At 58.1% G+C, this 22,601-nt stretch carries 22 protein-coding genes; 10 read left to right on the plus strand and 12 right to left on the minus strand.

From position 1 onward, the window contains the following. Nucleotides 1-31 precede the first annotated feature (31 nt). Together IM290_RS12345 and tesA are read right to left on the minus strand one after the other, a co-directional pair. A complete protein-coding gene (locus tag IM290_RS12345; protein WP_006809829.1) occupies nucleotides 32-841 on the minus strand; it encodes an SDR family oxidoreductase in 810 nt (269 codons plus the stop codon). After that, nucleotides 822-1,454 carry a multifunctional acyl-CoA thioesterase I/protease I/lysophospholipase L1 gene (gene tesA / locus IM290_RS12350; RefSeq protein WP_003858933.1) on the minus strand — a complete coding sequence of 211 codons (633 nt, stop codon included), beginning with the start codon at nucleotides 1,452-1,454 and terminating at the stop codon, nucleotides 822-824. The genes IM290_RS12345 and tesA overlap by 20 nt, the downstream gene beginning before the upstream one ends. On the opposite strand from tesA, the gene ybbA reads away from it, so the two are divergent. The 3 genes from ybbA to IM290_RS12365 all read left to right on the plus strand — a co-directional run bounded on the left by ybbA (nucleotide 1,425) and on the right by IM290_RS12365 (nucleotide 5,850). Further along, on the plus strand, nucleotides 1,425-2,111 hold the full coding sequence (ybbA, locus tag IM290_RS12355; protein WP_017383226.1) for a putative ABC transporter ATP-binding protein YbbA: 687 nt from the start codon (nucleotides 1,425-1,427) through the stop codon (nucleotides 2,109-2,111). The two genes, tesA and ybbA, sit on opposite strands and share 30 nt — an antisense overlap. Then, nucleotides 2,108-4,522: a putative ABC transporter permease subunit YbbP gene (gene ybbP / locus IM290_RS12360; RefSeq protein ID WP_193041778.1), complete on the plus strand. Its 2,415-nt coding sequence runs from the start codon at nucleotides 2,108-2,110 to the stop codon at nucleotides 4,520-4,522. Before ybbA ends, ybbP begins: the two co-directional genes overlap by 4 nt. Before the next feature lie 182 nt (nucleotides 4,523-4,704). Beyond that, nucleotides 4,705-5,850: a porin gene (locus IM290_RS12365; protein WP_193041777.1), complete on the plus strand. Its 1,146-nt coding sequence runs from the start codon at nucleotides 4,705-4,707 to the stop codon at nucleotides 5,848-5,850. Between the two features lie 125 nt (nucleotides 5,851-5,975). Here the strand turns inward: IM290_RS12365 and mnmH are convergent, their stop codons facing one another. The 5 genes from mnmH to ppiB all read right to left on the minus strand — a co-directional run bounded on the left by mnmH (nucleotide 5,976) and on the right by ppiB (nucleotide 10,044). Next, on the minus strand, nucleotides 5,976-7,046 hold the full coding sequence (gene mnmH / locus IM290_RS12370; RefSeq protein ID WP_015571228.1) for a tRNA 2-selenouridine(34) synthase MnmH: 1,071 nt from the start codon (nucleotides 7,044-7,046) through the stop codon (nucleotides 5,976-5,978). A gap of 84 nt (nucleotides 7,047-7,130) precedes the next feature. Continuing rightward, nucleotides 7,131-8,198 (minus strand): 5-(carboxyamino)imidazole ribonucleotide synthase, encoded by a 1,068-nt coding sequence (purK, locus tag IM290_RS12375; RefSeq protein ID WP_003858922.1) that lies wholly within the window; start codon nucleotides 8,196-8,198, stop codon nucleotides 7,131-7,133. Then, nucleotides 8,195-8,704, minus strand: coding sequence for a 5-(carboxyamino)imidazole ribonucleotide mutase (gene purE, locus IM290_RS12380; RefSeq protein WP_006809824.1), 510 nt, complete (start codon nucleotides 8,702-8,704; stop codon nucleotides 8,195-8,197). The genes purK and purE overlap by 4 nt, the downstream gene beginning before the upstream one ends. Nucleotides 8,705-8,823: 119 nt before the next feature. After that, a complete protein-coding gene (gene lpxH, locus IM290_RS12385; protein ID WP_047637546.1) occupies nucleotides 8,824-9,546 on the minus strand; it encodes a UDP-2,3-diacylglucosamine diphosphatase in 723 nt (240 codons plus the stop codon). Nucleotides 9,547-9,549: 3 nt separating this feature from the next. Then, nucleotides 9,550-10,044, minus strand: coding sequence for a peptidylprolyl isomerase B (ppiB, locus tag IM290_RS12390; RefSeq protein ID WP_000256009.1), 495 nt, complete (start codon nucleotides 10,042-10,044; stop codon nucleotides 9,550-9,552). Between the two features lie 175 nt (nucleotides 10,045-10,219). On the opposite strand from ppiB, the gene cysS reads away from it, so the two are divergent. Continuing rightward, nucleotides 10,220-11,605, plus strand: a complete 1,386-nt coding sequence (gene cysS / locus IM290_RS12395; RefSeq protein WP_193041776.1) for a cysteine--tRNA ligase — start codon at nucleotides 10,220-10,222, stop codon at nucleotides 11,603-11,605. A gap of 89 nt (nucleotides 11,606-11,694) precedes the next feature. On the opposite strand, the gene IM290_RS12400 is transcribed toward cysS, so the two are convergent. From IM290_RS12400 to folD, 5 genes are all read right to left on the minus strand, one after another. Further along, the gene (locus tag IM290_RS12400) at nucleotides 11,695-12,222 is read right to left on the minus strand and encodes a metal-dependent hydrolase (RefSeq protein ID WP_059294740.1); all 528 of its coding nucleotides are present in this window, start codon (nucleotides 12,220-12,222) and stop codon (nucleotides 11,695-11,697) included. A 73-nt stretch (nucleotides 12,223-12,295) separates the two neighbouring features. Then, a complete protein-coding gene (gene malI / locus IM290_RS12405) occupies nucleotides 12,296-13,312 on the minus strand; it encodes a Mal regulon transcriptional regulator MalI (RefSeq protein ID WP_023303216.1) in 1,017 nt (338 codons plus the stop codon). Between the two features lie 83 nt (nucleotides 13,313-13,395). After that, the gene (locus IM290_RS12410; protein WP_003858916.1) at nucleotides 13,396-14,895 is read right to left on the minus strand and encodes a PTS transporter subunit EIIC; all 1,500 of its coding nucleotides are present in this window, start codon (nucleotides 14,893-14,895) and stop codon (nucleotides 13,396-13,398) included. A gap of 282 nt (nucleotides 14,896-15,177) precedes the next feature. Further along, entirely contained in the window at nucleotides 15,178-15,390 is a 213-nt protein-coding gene (gene ybcJ / locus IM290_RS12415) for a ribosome-associated protein YbcJ (RefSeq protein ID WP_017694378.1), read from the minus strand. Between the two features lie 2 nt (nucleotides 15,391-15,392). Continuing rightward, nucleotides 15,393-16,259 carry a bifunctional methylenetetrahydrofolate dehydrogenase/methenyltetrahydrofolate cyclohydrolase FolD gene (gene folD, locus IM290_RS12420; protein WP_006809817.1) on the minus strand — a complete coding sequence of 289 codons (867 nt, stop codon included), beginning with the start codon at nucleotides 16,257-16,259 and terminating at the stop codon, nucleotides 15,393-15,395. Between the two features lie 310 nt (nucleotides 16,260-16,569). Between folD and fimA the strand changes: the two genes are divergently transcribed. The 6 genes from fimA to sfmF all read left to right on the plus strand — a co-directional run bounded on the left by fimA (nucleotide 16,570) and on the right by sfmF (nucleotide 22,576). Then, a complete protein-coding gene (fimA, locus tag IM290_RS12425) occupies nucleotides 16,570-17,133 on the plus strand; it encodes a type 1 fimbrial major subunit FimA (protein ID WP_015571223.1) in 564 nt (187 codons plus the stop codon). A 69-nt stretch (nucleotides 17,134-17,202) separates the two neighbouring features. After that, nucleotides 17,203-17,745 (plus strand): type 1 fimbrial protein subunit FimI, encoded by a 543-nt coding sequence (gene fimI / locus IM290_RS12430; RefSeq protein ID WP_017383235.1) that lies wholly within the window; start codon nucleotides 17,203-17,205, stop codon nucleotides 17,743-17,745. A gap of 34 nt (nucleotides 17,746-17,779) precedes the next feature. Next, complete coding sequence (gene fimC, locus IM290_RS12435) at nucleotides 17,780-18,472, plus strand: type 1 fimbria chaperone FimC (RefSeq protein WP_015571222.1); 693 nt, start codon at nucleotides 17,780-17,782, stop codon at nucleotides 18,470-18,472. A 14-nt stretch (nucleotides 18,473-18,486) separates the two neighbouring features. Continuing rightward, a complete protein-coding gene (locus tag IM290_RS12440; RefSeq protein WP_015571221.1) occupies nucleotides 18,487-21,045 on the plus strand; it encodes a fimbrial biogenesis usher protein in 2,559 nt (852 codons plus the stop codon). Continuing rightward, nucleotides 21,038-22,045: a type 1 fimbria D-mannose specific adhesin FimH gene (fimH, locus tag IM290_RS12445; RefSeq protein WP_017383238.1), complete on the plus strand. Its 1,008-nt coding sequence runs from the start codon at nucleotides 21,038-21,040 to the stop codon at nucleotides 22,043-22,045. Before IM290_RS12440 ends, fimH begins: the two co-directional genes overlap by 8 nt. A gap of 9 nt (nucleotides 22,046-22,054) precedes the next feature. Next, a complete protein-coding gene (sfmF, locus tag IM290_RS12450) occupies nucleotides 22,055-22,576 on the plus strand; it encodes a fimbria assembly protein (RefSeq protein WP_193041775.1) in 522 nt (173 codons plus the stop codon). Nucleotides 22,577-22,601: the final 25 nt, after the last annotated feature.

Genomic DNA, 22,601 nt, shown 5'->3' on the forward strand with positions numbered 1-22,601 from the left:
TTTACATGGGGGTAAGCGTCGTCGCTTCAACTCAACCCTGCAAAATTTTGTCCATCATCCGCCCCGGCAGCAGGCGTTTCAACCAGCCGACGGCATGGGTTACCAGCGTGACCGGATAGCGCATTTTAGGGGTATCGCTCTCAAACGCGTGGCGCACTTTGGCAACGACGGCTTCTGGCCCAAGCGTAAAACGCGCCGCGATGCCGGGGTTTTCGACCGGTTTGTCCGCCTGCGTCTGGTTAACGTTTTCCGTAAAGCGGGTGCGGATCGGGCCCGGTTCAATCAGGCTGACCTTAATACCGCTGTGGCGCAGCTCCATGCGCAACGCATCGGACCAGGCTTCAAGCGCATATTTGCTGGCGGCGTAAGCCCCGCGGCCCGGCGTGGAGATCAGGCCCATGACCGAGGAGGTCATCACGATGCGCCCTTCGCCGTGCGGCAGCATGGCGGGGAGAAGGCGCATGGTAAGCTGATGCGCCCCGAAAAAGTTTGCGGAGAACTGCTGCTCCAGCTGTTCCCGTGAGAGAGTCTGTAGCGGGCCGTACACGCCGTAGCCCGCATTGTTGAACAGACCGTAAAGACGGTTGTTGGTCAGGGCGATAACCTCATCGGCGGCCTGCTCTACGCTCTCTGGCGAATCGAGATCCAGCAGAATGCCGGTAAATCCCAGCCCTCGCATGCGTTCGACATCCTCGGGTTTGCGGCAGGCTGCCAGTACCCAAAACCCCTGGCGTTTCAGTTCAAGGGCGCTTTCAAGGCCAATTCCGCTGGAACATCCTGTTATTAAGACCGATTTTTGCATAACTTTACCTGTCAGGTTCTCAGCTGTTTGACGAGTCATGTTTTACTAAAGGAGCCAGCCGGGTTGCCATCCAGTCGGCAATGAACGGCTGGGCATCGCGATTGGGGTGAATGCCATCATCCTGCATCCACTGGGGTTTCAGATAGACCTCTTCCATGAAAAATGGCAGCAGCGGAATATCAAACTCTTTGGCAAGCTTAGGATAGATCGCGCTAAACGCCTCATTATACCGACGGCCGTAGTTGGCGGGCAGGCGAATTTGCATCAGCAGCGGCTGGGCATTGGCGGCCTTAATGGTCTGCAAAATGGTCCGCAGCGTTTGCTCCGTTTGCTGAGGCTGGAAGCCGCGCAAACCATCATTACCGCCCAGTTCAACCAGCACCCAACGCGGTTGATGCTGCTTAAGCAGGGCAGGCAGGCGCGATAAGCCTTGCTGCGACGTATCGCCGCTGATGCTGCCGTTCACGACAGACGCCCGGGACTGCCATTTATCATTGAGCAGGGCGGGCCAGGCCGCACTGGCGGCCATACGATAGCCCGCGCTCAGGCTGTCGCCCAGAATCAATAACGTGTCCGCAGCCGCCGCGCGGAAGGTCATCAGCATCAAAAACAGGAAGGGCAAATGCCAGCGGAAAACATTGTTGAAGTTCATCGTCTTAAGAAGTCCGTCGGTCAGGGAGAACACGAGCTTTCCATCCTCACCGGAGTTGAACTCGTTGTCAAACGTGCCGAAACCATCGCCCTGATTGGTGAATCCGGTTCCGGTAAGTCCACACTGCTGGCCATTCTCGCTGGTCTGGACGATGGCAGTAGTGGTGAAGTGAACCTGGTCGGCCAGCCCCTCCACGCGCTTGATGAAGAGGCCCGCGCCGCGCTGCGTGCCCGGCATATCGGGTTTGTCTTTCAGTCATTCATGCTGATCCCGACGCTGAACGCGCTGGAAAACGTTGAGCTGCCCGGCCTGCTGCGTGGTGACAATACTCGTGAAAGCCGCGATCACGCGAAGGCGTTGCTGGAACAGCTGGGGCTAGGCAAACGTCTCGACCATCTTCCGGCACAGCTTTCCGGCGGTGAGCAGCAGCGCGTGGCGCTGGCGCGGGCGTTTAACGGGCGCCCTGAAGTGCTGTTTGCCGATGAACCCACTGGTAACCTTGACCGTAAAACCGGAGACAAGATTGCCGATCTGCTGTTTTCCCTCAACCGCGAGCACGGCACCACGCTGATTCTGGTTACCCACGATCCGCAGCTGGCCGCCCGCTGCGACCGCCGCCTGCGGCTGGTGAACGGTATTCTTCAGGAGGAAGCATGATTGCCCGCTGGTTCTGGCGCGAGTGGCGCTCGCCCTCGCTGCTGATTGTCTGGCTGGCGTTGAGCCTGGCGGTGGCCTGCGTGCTGGCGCTCGGCAGCGTCAGCGATCGTATGGAGAAAGGGCTTAGCCAGCAGAGTCGGGAATTTATGGCCGGGGACCGGGCTCTGCAAAGTTCTCGCCCCGTGCCGCCGGGCTGGATTGAGGAAGCGCGCAAAGAGGGGCTGAAGGTAGGGGAGCAGATCACCTTTCAGACTATGACCTTTGCGGGCGACACGCCGCAGCTTGCAAGCGTAAAAGCCGTGGATGACATCTACCCGATGTACGGTGACTTACAAACCAGCCCGCCGGGGCTAAAACCGACGGCCGGTACGGTCCTGCTGGCATCGCGACTGATGGCGCTGCTGAACCTGAAACCCGGCGACAGTATCGACGTCGGCGACGCGACACTCAAAATTGCCGGGGAAGTGGTGCAGGAGCCCGACTCTGGATTTAATCCGTTCCAGCTTGCGCCGCGCCTGCTGATGAACACCGCTGATGTGGCGAAAACCAACGCCGTCCAGCCGGGAAGCCGTGTCACCTGGCGGTATAAGTTTGGCGGGACGCCTGCGCAGCTGGAGGCGTACGAAAAATGGCTCCTGCCGCAGCTCAAGCCGGAACACCGCTGGTACGGGCTGGAGCAGGATGACGGGGCGCTCGGCAAATCCCTCGAACGTTCCCAGCAGTTCCTGCTGCTGTCGGCGCTGTTAACTCTGCTGCTTGCCATTGCGGCGGTTGCCGTGGCGATGGGGCACTACTGCCGCAGCCGTTACGATCTGGTGGCGATCCTCAAAACCCTCGGCGCGGGCCGCGCGCAGCTGCGCAAGCTGATTGTCGGCCAGTGGCTGATGGTGCTGGCGCTGTCGGCTCTGACCGGCGGAGCCATCGGGCTGCTGTTTGAAAAGCTGCTGATGGTGCTGCTCAAACCGGTATTGCCCGCCGCATTACCGCCTGCCAGCCTCTGGCCGTGGCTGTGGGCCATCGGCGCGATGACGACGATCTCCCTGCTGGTGGGGTTACGCCCGTACCGGCTGCTGCTCGCCACCCAGCCGCTGCGCGTGCTGCGCCGCGATGTGGTGGCCAGCGTCTGGCCGCTGAAGTTCTATCTGCCGGTGATTATTGCGGTGGCGGTCGGGCTGTTGGCCTGGCTGATGGGCGGCAGTACGCTGCTGTGGGCGGTGCTGGCGGGCGCGGTGGTGCTGGCGCTGCTGTGCGGCGTAGTGGGCTGGATACTGCTTAATGTCCTGAGAAAGCTGACAGTTAAATCACTCCCCATACGGTTAGCGGTTAACCGACTGCTGCACCAGCCGTGGTCTACCCTCAGCCAGCTCTCGGCATTTTCGCTGTCGTTTATGCTGCTGGCGCTTCTGCTGGTGCTGCGCGGGGATCTGCTGGATCGCTGGCAGCAACAGCTTCCGCCGGAAAGCCCGAACTATTTCCTGATCAACATTGCTCCCGAACAGGTGACGCCGCTGAAGGGTTTCCTGTCTGAGCATCACATTATTCCGGAATCGTTCTATCCGATCGTGCGCGCCCGCCTGACGCAGATCAACGGCCAGTCGACGGAGGGAAATAAGGATGAAGCGCTCAATCGCGAACTCAACCTGACCTGGCAGGCGAAACGTCCGGACCATAACCCGATCGTTGCCGGCACCTGGCCGCCGAAAGCGGGGGAAGTGTCGATGGAGGAGGGGCTGGCAACACGCCTGAACGTGAACCTCGGCGACAGCGTGACCTTCACCGGTGATACCCAGGATTTCACCGCCAAAGTTACCAGCCTGCGTAAAGTGGACTGGGAAAGCCTGCGACCAAACTTCTTCTTCATCTTCCCGCCGGGTGCGCTGGACGGACAGCCCCAGAGCTGGCTCACCAGCTTCCGCTGGGAAAACGGCAACGGCATGCTGACGCAGCTTAACCGGGAATTTCCGACGGTGAGCCTGCTGGATATCGGCGCGATCCTCAAACAGGTCGGGCAGGTGCTGGAGCAGGTGAGCCGCGCGCTGGAGGTGATGGTAGTGCTGGTGACCGTCTGCGGCGTGCTGTTGCTGCTGGCGCAGGTGCAGGTGGGCATGCGTCAGCGTCATCAGGAGCTGGTGGTCTACCGCACGCTGGGAGCCAGTAAACGGCTGCTGCGCGCCACGCTGTGGAGCGAATTTGCCCTGCTCGGGCTGGTGGCGGGCCTGGTGGCGGCCATCGGGGCTGAAACCGCGCTGGCGGTACTCCAGAGCAAGGTCTTCGACTTCCCGTGGGAGCCCGACTGGCGGCTGTGGCTCACGCTGCCCGTCTGCGGCGCCGTGCTGCTGTCCCTGTGCGGCGGCTGGCTCGGAACCCGGCTGTTGAAAGGTAAAGCGCTATTCCGCCAGTTTGTCAGCTAGTTTACTGACGTGATGATGACGCACCGGCATTTCTGCTGGTGCGTCATTGCTTAACGGCACAAATCGTTAATGCCCCTGCATTTAGTAGCACAAAACATTAAAAACCCGCCCACACAGCCCGAATTTTTCCGGTTAATATTCACCAGCTAAATATTTAGCAGCGTGTCTATCAAGGAAAAAGAATGACTATAAGAAAAACAGCGCTGGCGACAACGATCGGCGCAGCAGTGGCATTGGCTTCTTTCGCATCTCAGGCGGAAATCACCCTTCTGAAACAGGATCCGCAGGCGGGTAACCCGCTGAGCCGCCTGAACTTTACCGTTGGCGGCAGTATTCGTCCTCAGTTCCAGAATATGACCGGTGATGACGGCAAAAACAGCTACAAGCGCAACGGCTTTGACGGCGGCACCCGCTTCCGTTTCGCTGCGGATTACTACCTGTTCGATGACATCAGCTGGATCAGCTACTACGAGCTGGGTGTGAATATTCCGGCGCAGTTCAACTGGGATCATCACTACGCCGACGGCGCGCACGACACCTCTCGTCGTATGCTCTACACCGGTCTGAAGAGCGACACCTGGGGTACGCTGACCTTCGGCCAGCAGAACAGCGTGTACTATGACGTAGTGGGCGCAAAAACCGATATCTGGGACTACGACATGATCGGTCAGGCGCCAGGTAACGGGATCAACGGCGACTATGACGGCTCTTACCGTTCACGCCAGATGCTGAAGTACAAGAAAACCGTGGGCGATGCTGACATCTACGCCTCTTACCTGTTTGAAGACAGCGAATACCTGCCGGGCAACGGCCTGCGTTACAAACGTAAAGGCGGCGGTTCACTGGGTATCGATTATCACCTGACTACCGATCTGACCTGGGGCGCAGCGTGGAACTACACCCGCGCGGACATGCGTAACCCGGACAACGGCGACAGCAAATCCTACGACCAGAATATCCTTGGTACCGCCCTGAGCTGGACGCCGGATAACTGGACCTTCTCCGCAGGCGGCGGCTGGTATCAAAACTTCCTGACCACCAAAAAAGTGTCCGTTAACGACTACTTCGCCGGTGATGCATGGGGTATTGAATACTTTGCGGGTTACAAGTTCCTGGTTGGTCAGTATGCGGTGAAATCCATCCAGCCGTACTTCATGGGCGACCGTATTGAGTACGTGAATGGCCGTAACTACCAGCGCATCGACAACGGTGTGGGTATCAGCTTCCAGCTGGATTACGGTTTCCGCGTGGATTACGAACACGTGTTCACCTCCAGCACCGACAACCTGGGCGATATGAACCTGGTGCGTCTGCGTTACGACTTCTAAGTTGTCATGTAGGGTGCGGCCTGATGCCCTCACCCTGACCCTCTCCCACGGGGAGAGGGAAAAAACATTAAAAACGGCAACCCAGGTTGCCGTTTTGCTTTTACCTCGCCACCCGGCTTTATTTTTCAGCGATCGAGCCACTCAGCAATTTCTTCGTACGTCCCGCGATACACAATCTTCTCCGCCTTTTTCTCCAGCTGATAGCCGTACATCGGGTCGTAATAGTCCTTCAGCAGCGGCACAAGCCAGCTGAAGTGCGCGTCAGTGCTGCCAGTACGCTGTTGCTCGACAAGCGCGGCATCCAGCAGGGCGGTAAATTCCGCAAAGCGTTGCAGCCCCAGACGGCGACGAATGGCGTACAGGCCGTGATGCAGATATTCGCTGTACGCTTTCCAGCCCGCCTCTTCACCGCAGGCGGCAGAAAAGTCGGCCCACATGTGGACGAAATACTCTTCGCGCAGGCGCTCAAGACGGATCTCAAACGGATCTTCAACCACCACGACAGGCGCTTCAGCCATGCGGTCGCGCAGGCACTCCGGCAGGTGGTTAGAGCCAATCATCCGGCCTTCATCTTCCAGCACCCAGCGCGCGGCGTCTTTTTTCAATAGCTCAACCGCAAGGTGATTCTCGAAGCTCGCCTGAGAAAGCTGCGGGGTGAGCGTGCGGCCAAACGACGAGCCGCGATGGTGCGCCAGCCCTTCCAGATCGATGCCCTGCGCATGCTGCTTAACCAGCAGCGTTTTACCGTTACCGGTACAGCCGCCGATAAGCACCATCGGCTTTTGTGACTGCTCAATGGTCACCTGAATCGCCGTCTGACGCAGGGCCTTATAGCCGCCGCGGATCAGCGGGTAGTCGATGCCCGCCTCTTTCAGCCAGGCCTGGGAGATGTGTGAGCGCTGGCCACCGCGCGCGCAGCAAAGGTAGCCCTCAGGATGGGCAAGGCTGGCTTCCCGCCAGGCGCTGATGCGCGCCTCGCGCGTCTCGCCGTTGACCAGGCTATGGCCGAGCGCCAGCGCGGCGTCCGGACCCTGGCGTTTATAGCAGGTGCCGACGGCGGCACGCTCGTCGTCGTTCATTAAGGGCAGGTTGAGTGCGGCGGGCATCGCACCCTGGGCAAATTCGATCGGCGCGCGAACGTCGATTAAAGGGGTATCGGACGCGAGGATCGCGCGATAGTCCGTTCCATCGTTCATGGTGGTTCCAGAAGAAAACTGAGCAGCAATGGGCGGGGATTGTACGCCGGGGAAGGGGAAGGTCAACTCCCCGGCGAGGGATACTTACTTCAGTTTTGACTGCGCCCAGACAATACCGCTCGCATATTCTGGCGGCAGCAGGGGAACAATCGCTTCCAGCGTGGCGCTCAGGCGGTCCGTGTCGGTATCGTTCAGGTTCAGATGGCCGACCTTACGCCCCGGACGCACCTCTTTGTCGTACCAGTGCAGGTGCACCAGCGGCAGCTTCAGCCAGTTGTAGTTCAGATCGGTGCCGATCAGGTTGATCATCACCGACGGGCTGGTCACCACCGGCTGCGGCAGCGGCAGATCGGTGATGGCGCGCAGGTGCAGCTCGAACTGGCTGATGGAGGCGCCGTTTTGCGTCCAGTGGCCGCTGTTGTGCACGCGCGGCGCAAGTTCGTTGATCAGCAGACCCGACGGCGTGACGAAACACTCCATCGCCATCACGCCCACATAGCCCAGCTCATGCATAATGGCAGAGAGCATCTCTTCCGCCTGCGCCTGCTGGTCAGCATTGGCCTGCGGGAAGGCGACGCTGGTGCGCAGAATCCCGTCCTGATGCAGGTTATGCGTTAGCGGGTAAAAAACGGTGTGCCCGTCATGCCCGCGCGCGCCAACCAGCGACACTTCACCGCTAAAGTTAATGCCCTGCTCAACAATGCACTCGCCGTAGCAGTCGTCCGGCAGCTCGGCGGTGTCGTTCGCGCGCAGGCGCCACTGCCCGCGGCCGTCGTAGCCGCCGACGCGACGCTTCACAATCGCCAGGTCTCCCAGCATCGCAAACACGTCATCCCACTCGCGCTTATCGGAAAGCAGCTGCCACGGCGCGGTCGCGAGGCCGAGCTTGTCGAAAAGCTGTTTTTGCGTGAGACGGTCGGCAATGATCGGGAAGACGTCGCGGTTCACAAAGGCGTTATGGCGCGCCAGCTCGCGGGTCAGGGCGGTTTCCGGCCAGCGTTCAATTTCGGCGGTGATCACGCTCTGATGGAACGGCACGGCTTCCGGCTCGGCATCCAGCCCGACGGGCCAGACGGCAATACCCAGCGGCTCACCGGCCTGACGCAGCATCCGGCCAAGCTGACCATTACCAAGAACGCAAACCTGCTTCATGCTGCACCCCGCGGATCCGGGTTATCCAGCACCTCATCGGTCTGGGCTTTACGCCACTCCGCCAGACGCTGGTGCAAATCTTTATCATGCGTCGCCAGGATCTGCGCGGCCAGCAGAGCGGCATTTGCCGCACCTGCTTTACCAATCGCCAGGGTACCGACAGGAATACCGCGCGGCATCTGGACAATAGAGTAAAGGCTATCCACCCCGCTTAACGCGGCGCTTTGCACGGGAACACCGAGTACCGGCACCAGCGTTTTGGCGGCAATCATGCCCGGCAGATGTGCTGCGCCGCCCGCACCGGCAATGATCACCTCGTAACCGTTCTCTTCGGCGCTTTCGGCGAAGCTGAACAGTTTATCCGGCGTACGGTGCGCGGAAACCACTTCGACGTGGTGCGGAACATTCAGGATTTCAAAGATTTCGGCGGCGAACTGCATGGTAGCCCAGTCGCTTTTGGACCCCATCACGATGGCGACACGCGCCGGATTATTGCGGGAAGACATGCGTCTTAAAACTCCTGTGGTGCGGAACACACTGCTTTCGAGGGCACAGAGAATAGCATGTAATACCGGCAAGGAAAACGGTTGCGTGGTCGGGGAATGAGCGAAAAGACGGGGAGGCGTTAAAACGGGAAGGCGATCAGTTCGACACCTTCCGGCGTAACTTTGACCATCGATCCTTCGCTGTGCCAGGCGCCTAAAACCACGCGATGGGCGGGCTCGCCGTTGGCGATAAGGGAATGCACATCGGGACGATGGGTATGGCCGTGGATCAACCACTGAACGCGATGCTTCTCCATCACCTTCACCACCGCCTGCGGATTGACGTCCATGATGGTCATCGATTTGCTGCTGTTGGCGGCCTTGCTGCCCGCGCGCATTCTGGCGGCGATGCGGTTGCGGATAAACAGCGGCAGGGCGAGGAACACTTTCTGGATCCACGGGGTGTGAACTTTGGCGCGAAACGCCAGGTAGCCGGTATCGTCAGTGCAGAGCGTGTCGCCGTGCATGATCAGAATATTGCGGCCATAGAGGTTGAGCACCTGCTCTTCCGGCAGCAGCGTCATACCGCTCTCGCGGGCGTAGCGCTGGCCGATCAGGAAATCACGGTTGCCGTGAATGAAATAGCAGGGGACGCCGGAATCCACCAGCACTTTAATGGCCGCAGCCATCTCACGGTGCAGCGGGTTCGGATCGTCGTCGCCTATCCAGGCCTCAAACAGGTCGCCCAGAATGTACAGCGCGTCGGCGCTTTTCGCTTCACCGCGTAAAAAACGCAGAAAACCGGCGGTTATCGCCGGTTCTTCTGTTTGCAGATGCAGATCCGCAATAAAGAGTGTCGCCACGAATTACTCGCTGACGGTCACGCTTGTGATCACAACGTCTTCTTTAGGAACGTCCTGGTGCATACCGCTGCGGCCAGTAGAAACGGCTTTGATCTTGTCGACCACGTCCATCCCTTCAACCACTTCTGCGAATACGCAGTAGCCCCAGCCTTGCAGACTTTCGCCAGAGAAGTTCAGGAAGTCGTTGTCCGCTACGTTGATGAAGAACTGTGCGGTCGCAGAGTGTGGCGCCTGAGTACGGGCCATTGCCAGCGTACCACGGGTGTTTTTCAGGCCGTTGTTCGCTTCGTTTTTGATCGCTTCTTTCGTCTCTTTCTGGCGCATGCCAGGCTCGAAACCGCCGCCCTGGATCATAAAGCCGTTGATCACACGGTGGAAAATAGTGTTGTTGTAGAAACCTTCGCGGCAGTAGTCCAGGAAGTTTTTAACTGTTTCAGGCGCTTTGTCATCAAAGGTTTTGATTACGATATCGCCATGATTAGTGTGGAAAGTAACCATTTTTGCATCCTGTTCCGTTATTGTGGTGCGTCGACCCGTGCTCGGGTCACATATAGGGGCTTGTTATAGCATAACCACAGGACACGATCACCTTGCATTGTGTGCTGACCGTACTCCGAATTATGGGTATTATAAGGAACAAACAATCCACACACGTGTTTACATGGAATCTTCGATGTTAAAAATCTTTAATACAATGACGCGCCAAAAAGAGGAATTTAAACCTATCCATGCCGGGGAAGTCGGCATGTACGTGTGTGGTATTACGGTTTACGATCTCTGTCATATCGGCCATGGCCGTACCTTTGTCGCGTTCGACGTGGTGTCACGCTACCTGCGCTTCCTGGGCTATAACCTGAAGTACGTGCGCAACATCACCGACATCGACGACAAAATCATTAAACGTGCTAATGAAAATGGCGAAAGCTTTGTCGCGCTGGTGGATCGCATGATCGCCGAAATGCACAAGGATTTTGATGCCTTAAATATTCTGCGCCCGGACAGCGAGCCGCGTGCGACCCACCATATCCATGAAATCATTGATATCACCCAAAAGCTGATCGAGCGCGGTCACGCCTATGTGGCGGACAACGGCGACGTGATGTTCTCGGTGCCGACGGACCCAACCTACGGTGCGCTTTCCCGCCAGGATCTGGACCAGCTCCAGGCCGGTGCGCGCGTGGACGTGGTTGACGTGAAGCGCAATCCGATGGACTTCGTGCTGTGGAAGATGTCCAAAGCGGGCGAACCGAGCTGGCCATCCCCGTGGGGCGAAGGGCGTCCGGGCTGGCACATTGAATGTTCCGCGATGAACTGCAAGCAGCTGGGCAACCATTTCGACATCCATGGCGGCGGTTCGGATCTGATGTTCCCGCACCACGAAAACGAAATCGCGCAGTCCACCTGCGCTCACGGCGGCGAGTACGTGAACTACTGGATGCACTCCGGGATGGTGATGGTTGACCGCGAGAAGATGTCGAAATCGCTGGGCAACTTCTTTACCGTGCGCGACGTGCTGAAGTATTACGACGCGGAAACCGTGCGCTACTTCCTGATGTCTGGCCACTATCGCAGCCAGCTGAACTACAGCGAAGAGAACCTGAAGCAGGCTCGCGCTGCGCTGGAGCGTCTGTATACCGCCTTGCGCGGCACCGATAAATCTGTTCCGGCCGCAGGCGGTGAGGCGTTCGAGGCCCGCTTCGTTGAGGTCATGAACGACGACTTCAACACCCCGGAAGCCTACTCCGTGCTGTTCGACATGGCGCGTGAGGTGAACCGCCTGAAGTCAGAAGATATGGCGGTGGCCAATGCGCTGGCGTCTCATCTGCGTAAGCTCTCTTCCGTGCTCGGCCTGCTGGAGCAGGAGCCGGACCTGTTCCTGCAAAGCGGCGCGCAGGCGGACGACGGTGAAGTGGCGGAAATTGAAGCACTGATCAAAGCACGTCTCGAAGCGCGTCAGGCGAAAGACTGGGCGGCGGCGGATGCGGCGCGTAACCGTCTGACCGAGATGGGTATTATTCTGGAAGATGGCCCGCAGGGAACCACCTGGCGTCGTAAGTAATTTTCCCCTCACCCTAACCCTCTCCCGCAGGGAGAGGGAATTGTTAGGTTTTCTCCCTCTCCCCGTGGGAGAGGGCCGGGGTGAGGGCATCAGCGCGCACGTTTTCTCCACCACAGCAACCCCATCAGCACCATCCCCGGCAGCCACACCCACAGTAGTTCTGAAATGATTACCTGATGCCCGTACGGCGTGGTATAGCGCGACAGCGCAAACGGCGCGACCTTGATCACCTGCCACGGCGCAAAGAAGCGTTCATCAGACCATGGCCACAGCCAGCCGACGCCTTTCCCGCCTGTCGTTATTGAATCCAGCAGGCTGTGCGACAGCAATGACACGGTTAAAAACAGCCAGCACCGCGTCAGGCTGGCCCTGAACCAACGTCGGCCTGCCAGCACGCAGAGTATCGGCACCACCAGGGCAAACAGTAGCGAATGAGTGAAACCGCGGTGGCCGAAAATATTCCCGTAGGCAACACCGAATTTAAACGCCAGTACGTCGGCATCGGGCAGCATGGCGAGGACGATCCCGGCAAACAGCAGGCGGGGTGGGATGACGTTGGTTCCGAGCCCTAAGCCCAGACACAGAGGTACGGCAGCGTGGGTGATAACGGTAGGCATTGCATTTATCCATGGCAAATCATGGGAATATAGCAGCAGATCCGCCGCAGCAAACCTGTGCTAAATTCTGATTTTACGCCGATTCCCGCGCGATAAGCTGCCCGGAGAGGGTAATGCGCTGCGTTTGCAGATCCGGCTCTTTCAGCCTGCGGATCATCAGCCCTGCCGCCTGGCGGCCGGTCTCTTCGCTGGCAGACGAAACGTAAGTCAGTGACGGCGACGTGAGATTAACGTGGAGCATATCTTCAAAACCAATCAGCGCCACCTGCTGGGTTAAAAACACGTCTTTACCCACCGTGCGCCCCACCTGGTGAATACCTGAGATTGAACCGATCATCGCGTCCGGTGAATGGCAGAGCAGGGCGGTAATCGTGTTGTTCTTCTCCAGCAGCTGACGAGTCGCCATGGCCGCCGCCTGCGTGTCATCGGTACAGGCGGGAGAATATTCCTCACGCCAGACCAGGCCGCTCTGCGTCATCGCGCTGCGAAAACCAAGCAGGCGCTGCTCGCGGATACGGCACCCGTCGCGCCCGCCAATGTAGGCGATGTTACGGTGCCCGCGCTCGATAAGATAACGCGCGGCCAGGTTCGCCGCCTGGCGGTTATCGCGCATCACCAGGTTGCATTTCTCTTCCAGCAACGACTGCGAAACCGCCACAAGCGGCAGCGGGCAGTGACGAATGTGTTCCGGAAGAGAGGCGGCGCGGGTGTCCGACGCCAGGTAGATGACGCCCGCCACGCCCTGCTGCTTAAACGAGAGCAGGGTACGCTCAAGATGTTCGCCGTCGTTCAGCGGCTGACCGAGAAATACCATATAACCCTGTTTCTCCAGCTCCTGAACGATGCTCGCCATCACCTTGATGGAAAAGCTGTCGCTGAAGTCGCGCAGGATCAGGCCGATTAAGTTGGAGGTGTTGGCGCGAAGATTGGCAGCGGCGACGTTATGAACATAGCCCAGCGTTGTGATGGCGGCATTGACCTTCCCGATCGTCGCCTCTGAGATCTTCCCTTTCTGGCGCAGCACCAGCGAAACGGTAGAAACCGACACGCCCGCATGCTTTGCGACATCAATAATGCTGACTTTCTTCAAAACCGCTCCCTGAAATTTCCCGATTATCAGCCAGATAAGAGACGTCCCCCAGCGTACAGGAGACGCCTCCTTCAGGCATCTTATTATTTGCCAATCATCGTGGACATGGTCTGGGCGATAAACTGTGCTCTGGCCCCGAAAATCACCTGTATTCCGTTATCGCCAACGAACACCACGCCGCGCGCGCCAAGCCCGTTCAGCCCGTCCCGGTCCACCGCTTCGCTCTTCGCCACTTCCAGACGCAGACGTGTGATGCAGGAGCCGACGGAATCAATGTTCTGCGCACCGCCCAGCAGGCCGATGATTTCGGTGGCAAGTTCGGAATCGGACTTGTCATTCGCGCTGGCGGTCACTTCGGTGCGGCCCGGCGTTTTCACGTCGAAGCGACGGATCACGAAGCGGAAGGTGAAGTAGTAGATCAATGCCATCGGAATGCCGATGATAATGGCGCTCAGGAAGTTGGTCTGATAGCCGTTAAACGACGGCAGGATCCCGAACGACAGGTAGTCGATAAAGCCCGCCGAGAACGACTTGGCGATGTGCGCATGCAGCAGGTACATGGTCATGTACGCCAGGCCCGCCATGATGGCGTTGAAGACGTAAAGGATCGGCGCCACGAAGATAAAGGTGAACTCTACCGGCTCGGTGATGCCCGTCAGGAAGCAGGTGAGGGCCGCAGAGAACAGAATACCGGCCGCGATTTTCTTATTCTTCGTGTGCGCTTCGTGGTACATCGCCAGACACGCCGCGGGCAGTGCGAACAGCATCAGCGGGAACTCGCCCTGCATGAATTTCCCGGCGTTCTGGTAGGTGTCGCTGCTGAAGGATTTCACTCCCTCTTCCAGCATCTTGAACCAGATGGTCTGGTCACCGTGGATCACCTGACCCGCCTGGGTAGTGTAATCCCCGAACGAATACCAGAAGGAGGGATACCAGATATGGTGCAGGCCGAGCGGGATCAACGCGCGCTCCACCAGCCCGAAGATAAAGGTCGAGGCCGCCTGGTTATCGCCGTTCACCACCACGGACAGGGCGTCGATCCCGGATTGAATATGCTGCCAGACGTACGGCAGCAGCAGGCCGAGCAGGAACGACAGAAACGCCGTCGCAATCGCCACAAAGCGCTTGCCGGAGAAGAAGCCGAGGAACTCCGGCAGCTGCATGGTGTGGAAGCGGTTGTAGCACCAGGCCGCAAGAATACCGCAGATCAGGCCGCCAAAGACGCCCATCTGCAACGTCGGAATGCCAACGACCATGGCATATTTCCCGCCCTGAGAGGCCATTTCCGGCGTGATGCTCAGCACGGTGCTGATGGTGATGTTGGTGACAAACACGGAGACCGCCGCAGAGAGTGCGGCAATGCCGGATTCCGAAGCCAGTCCGACGGCAGAGCCGATGGCGAACAGCATCGGCAGGTTATCAAAGATAACCCCGCCGGCGTTCATCATCAGCGGCAGATGGAACTTATCGCCGAAGGCCAGCAGCAGGCCCGCAGCGGGAAGCAGTGAAATTGGCAGCATTAAGGCGCGACCAATCATCGATAACTTAGACAGCGATTTAACAAACCCTGATATCAGGCTCATGCTGATTTCCCCCGAATAGCGCTTTTTTCACGCTGTTATTGTAAGTAGAACGTTTTAGTAGAACGTTCTACTTATCGTGGGGAAAGTCTGAAAATCGCGCAACTTAATTTTCACATTTCGCCAGAGGGAATAGTGATTATTTGAAGTTGATCGATAATTAACCGTGATGGGTGTGAGGGGATTGTGAGAGAAATTGCCGGGTGGCGGCTTCGCCTTACCCGGCCTACAAATGGAGACAGTACGTAGGCCCGGTAAGTGCAGCGCCACCGGGCATCAGACAGCTCAGGCCGTCACGGTCACGCTCTGTCCTGCGAAGCTCACGGTCTGACCCGCGACAATTTTGCAGCGCTTGCGGGTTTCCACTGCGCCGTCTACTTTTACCTGCCCGTCGGCGATGACGATCTTCGCCTGCGCGCCGCTTTCGCTCCAGCCTTCCAGCTTCAGCAGATCGCACAGCTCAACGTGCGGGTGTTTACCCAAAGAAAAAGTTGCCATGATTACGCGTCCTCTACGTCGTGATACTCCTCGCACGCCTGCAAGGTATTCTGAATCAGTGTTGCGACCGTCATCGGGCCTACGCCGCCCGGGACCGGAGTGATATAGGATGCGCGCGCTGCGGCATCTTCATACACCACGTCGCCGACCACTTTGCCGTTTTCCAGACGGTTAATACCCACGTCCACGACGATTGCGCCCTCTTTGATCCACTCGCCCGGAATAAAGCCCGGCTTGCCGACCGCAACGATCAGCAGATCGGCGTTTTCGACGTGGTGACGCAGGTTTTTAGTGAAGCGGTGGGTAACGGTGGTGGTACAGCCCGCCAGCAGCAGCTCCATGCTCATCGGGCGGCCCACGATGTTGGAGGCGCCAATCACCACGGCGTTGAGGCCGTAGGTATCAATGTTATAACGCTCCAGCAGCGTCACGATGCCGCGCGGGGTGCACGGACGCAGGCGCGGCGCGCGCTGGCACAGTCGGCCTACGTTATACGGATGGAAACCGTCAACGTCTTTGTCCGGCGCGATGCGCTCCAGCACCTTCACGTTGTCAATGCCCGCAGGCAGCGGCAGCTGAACCAGGATGCCGTCGATCTCTTTATCGGCATTCAGAGTGTCGATCAGTTCCAGCAGTTCCGCTTCGCTGGTGGTTTCCGGCAGATCGTAAGAGCGGGAGACGAACCCCACCTCTTCACACGCTTTGCGTTTGCTGCCGACATAAATTTGCGAAGCCGGGTTGCTGCCAACCAGCACAACGGCCAGCCCGGGGGCGCGAAATCCGGCGGCTTTACGCGCCTTCACTTTTTCCGCAACCTCAGAGCGCACCTGCTGCGCAATCGTTTTACCGTCAATAATCTTTGCTGCCATCAGAGAGAAGATTCCGTCTGTAACGTTAGAAAGGGGGGATTGCCTGTATTTTGTCAGAAGCGAGCGCCGCTGTCAGTCACCCTTTACGAGATTTCATCGATGTCCCGCAAAATCCCTTCTCAGGGCATGGTCAATTTCTTAGAGGTGATTAGGATGTGACCTGGCAAAATGGCAGCGTTTTGACATATTACAAAATAAATTCCTGAGCTACTTTGTCCTCTCCGAAATAAGCCTTCAATTTTTTAATTGATCGTATTTCTTATTCCCGAATATGCGCGGGAAGGGTTATTTACATTTTAAAGGAATAGACATGAAACTCAGCAACATTGCTTCTACTGTTATTGCAACTCTGGCCCTGGTCGCGGGTGCCGCTCACGCAGAAGATACTACCACGCCTGTATCTGTAAACGGTGGTACGGTGCATTTTAAAGGTGAATTAGTGAATGCCGCGTGTTCAGTGAATACTGACTCTTCAGAGCAGACGGTTAATCTTGGCCAGTACCGTACCGCGAAATTCACTAAAGTAGGTGACACCACCTCCAATATTCCGTTCACCATCGAACTGAACGACTGCGATCCTGCGGTAGCGAAAACCGCTGCTGTCGCGTTTACCGGCCAGATCGATGCCACCGACAAAACGCTGCTGGCGGTAAGCTCCGGTAATAACGACAACTCCGCGAAGGGCGTAGGTATTGAGATCCTCGACAGCAAATCCTCCACGCTGACCCCGGACGGCGCCACCTTCTCTGCGGCGCAGAACCTGATTGAAGGGACTAACACCCTGAACTTCACCGCGCGCTATAAAGCCACGGCGGCGACCACCGAGCCAGGCCAGGCAAACGCGGACGCAACATTCGTAATGAAATACGAGTAATGCCTGAGTACAGGGATGTGGCTGGCCTCAGGGAAGAGGTCTTTTGATCGCCTATACCGGGAGCGAAGGATGACAAGGACTGGGATACTGCTGTGTGCCCTTGCGATTGCCTCAGCGGTAAACGCACATACCGTGGTCATAGACGGCGGCAAAGTACACCTCAGGGGAGAGCTGGTTAACGGCGGCTGCGCCGTGGCCCCGGACAGCCAGAATATGCGCGTGGATATGGGGCAATACCGCACAAACGCCTTTTCCGGCGTCGGCAGCTTTTCCACGGTTAATGTGCCTTTCACCGTACGTCTGCTGGATTGCAGCGTGGACGTCTCCCGCACCGTGGGGATCCAGTTCCAGGGAGTGACACCGGCAGAAGACCCGCAGGTTTTCCTGGCGACATCGCGGCCGGGGGAAAATGCGGTCAGCAGCGGTGTCGGGCTGGCGCTTTTTGACGAACAGCAACGTCAGATCATCCCGAACGCGACGGCGGTGAGCTGGTTACCCATTGACACCCGCGAGCTGGTATTTCATTTCAGCGCCCGCTACCGGGCAATTTCCGAACACCTTGTACCAGGCACTATTCAGTCGAATGTCTGGTTTACGTTGATTTATCCCTGACGCCTGCGAACTAATTATTAAAGGTACGGTTGTGATGAACACCCTGATTAAACCTGGACTGTTTTTAGCTTTTATTTTGATGATGGTTTCTGCCAGCGCGAATGCGTCCGGCGGGATTGCGCTGGGCGCGACGCGCGTTATTTATCCGGCCGATGCCAAACAAACGTCGCTGGCGATCACCAACAGCAATAAACAAGAGCGCTATTTAATTAACGCGTGGATAGAAAATGCCAACGGGCAAAAGGAAAAAACCTTTGCCGTCACGCCGCCGCTGTTTGTCAGCGAGCCGGCCAGCGAAAACACCCTGCGCATTATCTACGCAGGCCCGGCGCTGCCTGCCGATCGCGAATCACTCTTTTACATGAACGTCAAAGCGATTCCCTCCGTCAGCAAAAAACATCAGGACGGCAACAACGTCCTGCAACTGGCTATTCTGTCACGTATCAAGCTGTTTGTTCGCCCGGCTAACCTGGCGATGCCGCCGGAAGAGGCGCTCTCACAGCTGCGCTTTGAGCGCGTCGGCAACCATCTTAAGGTGAGCAATGCCTCGCCGTATTACGTCACGCTGGTCAATCTGAAGCTCGGCGGTCAGACGCTGGATAACCTGATGGTTGCCCCTAAAAGCTCGGCACAGCAGGTGCTGCCTGCCGCTGCGAGCGGCACGCTCTCCTGGCAGAGTGTGAATGACTATGGCGCCATTACGCCGGCGCGTAGCGTCAGCCTGTGAGCAGAGACAGGGCGATGAACACTCAATGGCGTTACTGCCCGGTTGCGCTGGCACTGATGGCAACGCTCTGGCCACTCGCTGGCTGGGGCGAAAGCTACTTTAACCCGGCGTTTCTCTCCGATGACACGGCGAACGTGGCGGATTTGTCGCGTTTTGAAAAAGGCCACCAGCAGGCACCGGGCGTCTATCGCGTCGATATCTGGCGTAACGATGAGTTTATCGGCACGCAGGACGTGCGGTTTGAGCAAGCTGACAACACGCCGCCGGTCGCGGGCGGTTTGTCGCCGTGCATTACGCGCGCGATGCTCGATCGCTTTGGCGTCAATATCGCCGCCTTCCCGGAACTGAGCAACGTGCAGGGCGATACCTGCGTTCCGCTCACCACGGCTATTCCGGGCAGCGAAACGGCGTTCAACTTCGCCTCGTTGCGCCTGAACGTCAGCCTGCCTCAGGTGGCGATGCAAAACAGCGCCCGCGGGTATATTCCGCCTGAACAGTGGGATGAAGGCATCCCCGCCGCGCTGCTGAACTACAGCTTTACCGGCAACCGGGGCAGCGACGACGACAGCTACTATCTGAACCTGCAAAGCGGGTTGAACTATGGCGCCTGGCGATTACGCAATAACGGCGCGTGGCGTTATACCGAAAGCAACGGCCAGCGGCACAGCAGCTGGCAAAATATTGGTACCTGGGCGCAGCGTACGATCATCCCGCTGAAAAGCGAGCTGGTGCTTGGCGACAGCAACACCGGTAACGATGTCTTCGACAGCGTTGGTTTTCGCGGTGGTCGCCTCTATTCGTCCGACAGTATGTACCCGGACAGCCTGCAAGGTTACGCGCCTACCGTGCGCGGAATCGCCCGCACCCCTGCCAAAGTGGTGATCCGCCAGAACGGATACGTGATTTACCAGAGCTATGTGCAGCCGGGGGCTTTTGCGATAACTGATCTTAACCCGACCTCCTCAAGCGGTGACCTGGAGGTGACGGTGGAAGAGAAGGACGGCAGCCAGCAGCGCTACACCGTCCCGTATTCCACCGTTCCGCTGCTCCAGCGTGAAGGACGCTGGAAATACGATCTGGTGGCAGGGGACTATCGCAGCGGCAACAGCGAGCAGGACACGCCGTTCTTTACTCAGGGTACGATGATTGCGGGTCTTGCCGACGGCTACACGCTGTACGGCGGAACGCAGCTGGCCTCGCGCTATACCGCCATCGCCATTGGCGCGGGTAAAAACCTCGGTGACTGGGGGGCGGTTTCACTTGATCTCACCCATGCCCGCAGCCAGCTTGCCGATGACAGCCGCCATGAAGGGCAGTCCCTGCGGTTCCTGTACGCAAAATCCCTTAACGGATTCGGCACCAACTTCCAGCTGCTGGGCTATCGCTACTCGACCAAAGGCTTCTACACCCTCGACGATGTGGCCTGGCGCACAATGGAAGGCTACCAGTATGGCGACGATCAGGACGATGACGGCGTGCCGGACGTGCAGAGCTATCACAACCTGACGCTGAATAAAAAAGGGCGTTTCCAGCTCAATATCTCCCAGTCTCTCGGCGATTACGGCTCGGTGTACGTGTCGGGCAGCCAGCAGAGTTACTGGGGCACCAGCGAATCCAACGTCTGGTATCAGCTTGGCTACGCGGGCGGGGTGAAAGGGGTCAGCTACGCCTTATCCTGGTCGTGGAACAAGGCCGTCGGCATTGACGGAACCGACCGGATCGCCTCGTTCAACGTCTCCGTCCCGTTCAGCCTGTTCACCCGTCACGGCTACCGTCGCGATAACGCGATCGACCGGGCCTATGCCACGGCCTCAGCCAGCCGCAACAGCGACGGTGATACCAGCTGGCAGACCGGGATCAGCGGAACGCTGCTCCAGGATCGTAACCTGAACTACAGCGTCACGCAGGGTCACACCAGCAATAACGGTGCCAGCGGCAGCGCCAGCGCTAACTGGCAGGCAACGTACGGCACGTTGGGCGTGGGCTACAACTACGCCCGGGATCAGCACGACCTCAACTGGCAGCTCTCCGGCGGCGTGGTAGGGCATTCAGACGGCATCACATTCAGTCAGCCGCTGGGCGATACCAACGTCTTGATCAAAGCGCCGGGCGCGTCAGGCGTGAGCGTCGAAAACCAGACCGGCGTCAAAACAGACTGGCGTGGCTATGCGGTGATGCCTTACGCCACGGTGTACCGTTACAACCGCGTGGCGCTCGACACCAACACCATGAGCAACAACACCGACATTGAAAATAACGTTTCCAGCGTCGTGCCGACGAACGGTGCGCTGGTGCGCGCCAGTTTTGACACCCGCATCGGCGTGCGTGCGCTGCTCACCGTGAAGCGTGATAACCAGCCTGTACCGTTTGGGGCGGTGGTGCGTGAGACTCAGAGCGGCGTAACCAGCATGGTGGGAGATGACGGTCAGATTTACCTGAGCGGGCTGCCGCTGAGCGGAGAACTGCTGATTCAGTGGGGAGACGGGAAACAGTCCCAGTGTCGTGCGCCCTACAGCCTGCCAGAACAAAGCCTGCAACAGGCGATCACACTTAAGGGGATCCGCTGTGAATAAAATCCATTATCTGGGGCTATCCCTGCTGGCGTTTTTGCCGCTATCTGAGGCGTTCGCCACGGTCTGCGTCAATGAAAATGGCGTGCCGACGGAGGTGTATTACGACCTGACGGATAAATTTAACAGCTCCAATAACCAGGTGGGACAGATTGTCACGCTCAGCGAGAAGTCCCAGTGGGTGGGCGTCAACGCCGTCTGCCCTAAGGGAACGTCCGGGAACACCACCAAGCGCAGCTATGTTACCGATTTCCCTGTTACGGGCACCAGCGATGGCTACCAGTATCTGAAGCTAAACGACTATCTGGACGGGGCGATGAAAATCACCGACAGCTACGCTGGCACGTTTTATCCGCCCAAAAGCTACATTCAGATGGGGAGCCACCCGAATGTGTCTAAAAACAAACCGTTTGGCGTACAGGATTCCAGCCTCGTCTTCCGGCTTAAAGTGACCCGACGCTTTATCAATATGGTGGTGATCCCTCGGGCGACCATGTTCCGGGTTTACGTCACCACGACCTCCTCGGATCCGCTCACCACGCCGGTTTATACCATCAGCTACAGCGGGACTATTCAGGTACCTCAGAGCTGTGAAATTAATGCCGGGAATGTGGTGGAGTTCGATTTCGGAGACATCGGCGCCTCCCTGTTCAGTAAAGCGGGCATCGGGAATAAGCCGGAGGGGATCTCAGCGCAAAGCAAAACCATCGGCATCAAATGCACCAACGTCGAGGCGAACGCCATGCTCACGATGCGTGTTGAAGCGGAGAAGGTTTCAGGCAGTACGCTGGTTTCCGATAACGCGGATGTGGGTTTTGTGATTGCCAACAGTAATGGCGTGCCGCTGACGCCCAACAACCTGACCAGCAAAATCCCGTTCCGTCTGGACGACAGCGCTCAGGCGCAGGTGGGGATCCGCGCGTGGCCCGTCAGCGTAACCGGTAAAAAACCTGCCGAGGGGCGTTTTACCTCTCGCGGCTATTTACGCGTCGACTACGACTAAGGAGCAGGTATGCGAAACGGAATGCGGTATTTAGCCGTCGCGCTCTTTGCGCTTTGCTCCCCTGCACACGCAGAGACGGCGCTTGGGGAAATTAACATTCAGCTCTACGGCAATATCGTGGATTTTACCTGCGTGGCGGAGGGGGACGACAGCAATAAAACCGTCACGCTCGGCACCTGGCCCACGAAACAGCTTCGCACAACGGGGAGCCGGACGCAGCCTGTACCGTTCACCCTGAAGCTGACCGGATGTCCGCCGGGGGCGGCTTCGGTCACATTTACGGGGAAGATGGACGGGCATGATAATAGCCTGCTGGCGCTGAATGATGCCAGCGCGGCCAGCAACGTGGCCGTGGAGATCCTCGACCGGGATAAAACGCGCCTCGCGTTGCAGCAGACCAGCCAGATGGTGGCGGTAGATGCGCAGGGAAATGCCGAACTGTCGTTTTATGCCAATTATATCGCCACGGCGGATAACCCGCAGCCGGGACGGGCTGACGCCGATGCAACTTTCATGATTAATTATAATTAATCGTATCCACTCTCCCTGTAACGGT

The organism is Enterobacter cloacae complex sp. S1, from assembly GCF_014930525.1.
In the GTDB taxonomy this organism is placed as follows: domain Bacteria; phylum Pseudomonadota; class Gammaproteobacteria; order Enterobacterales; family Enterobacteriaceae; genus Enterobacter; species Enterobacter hormaechei_C.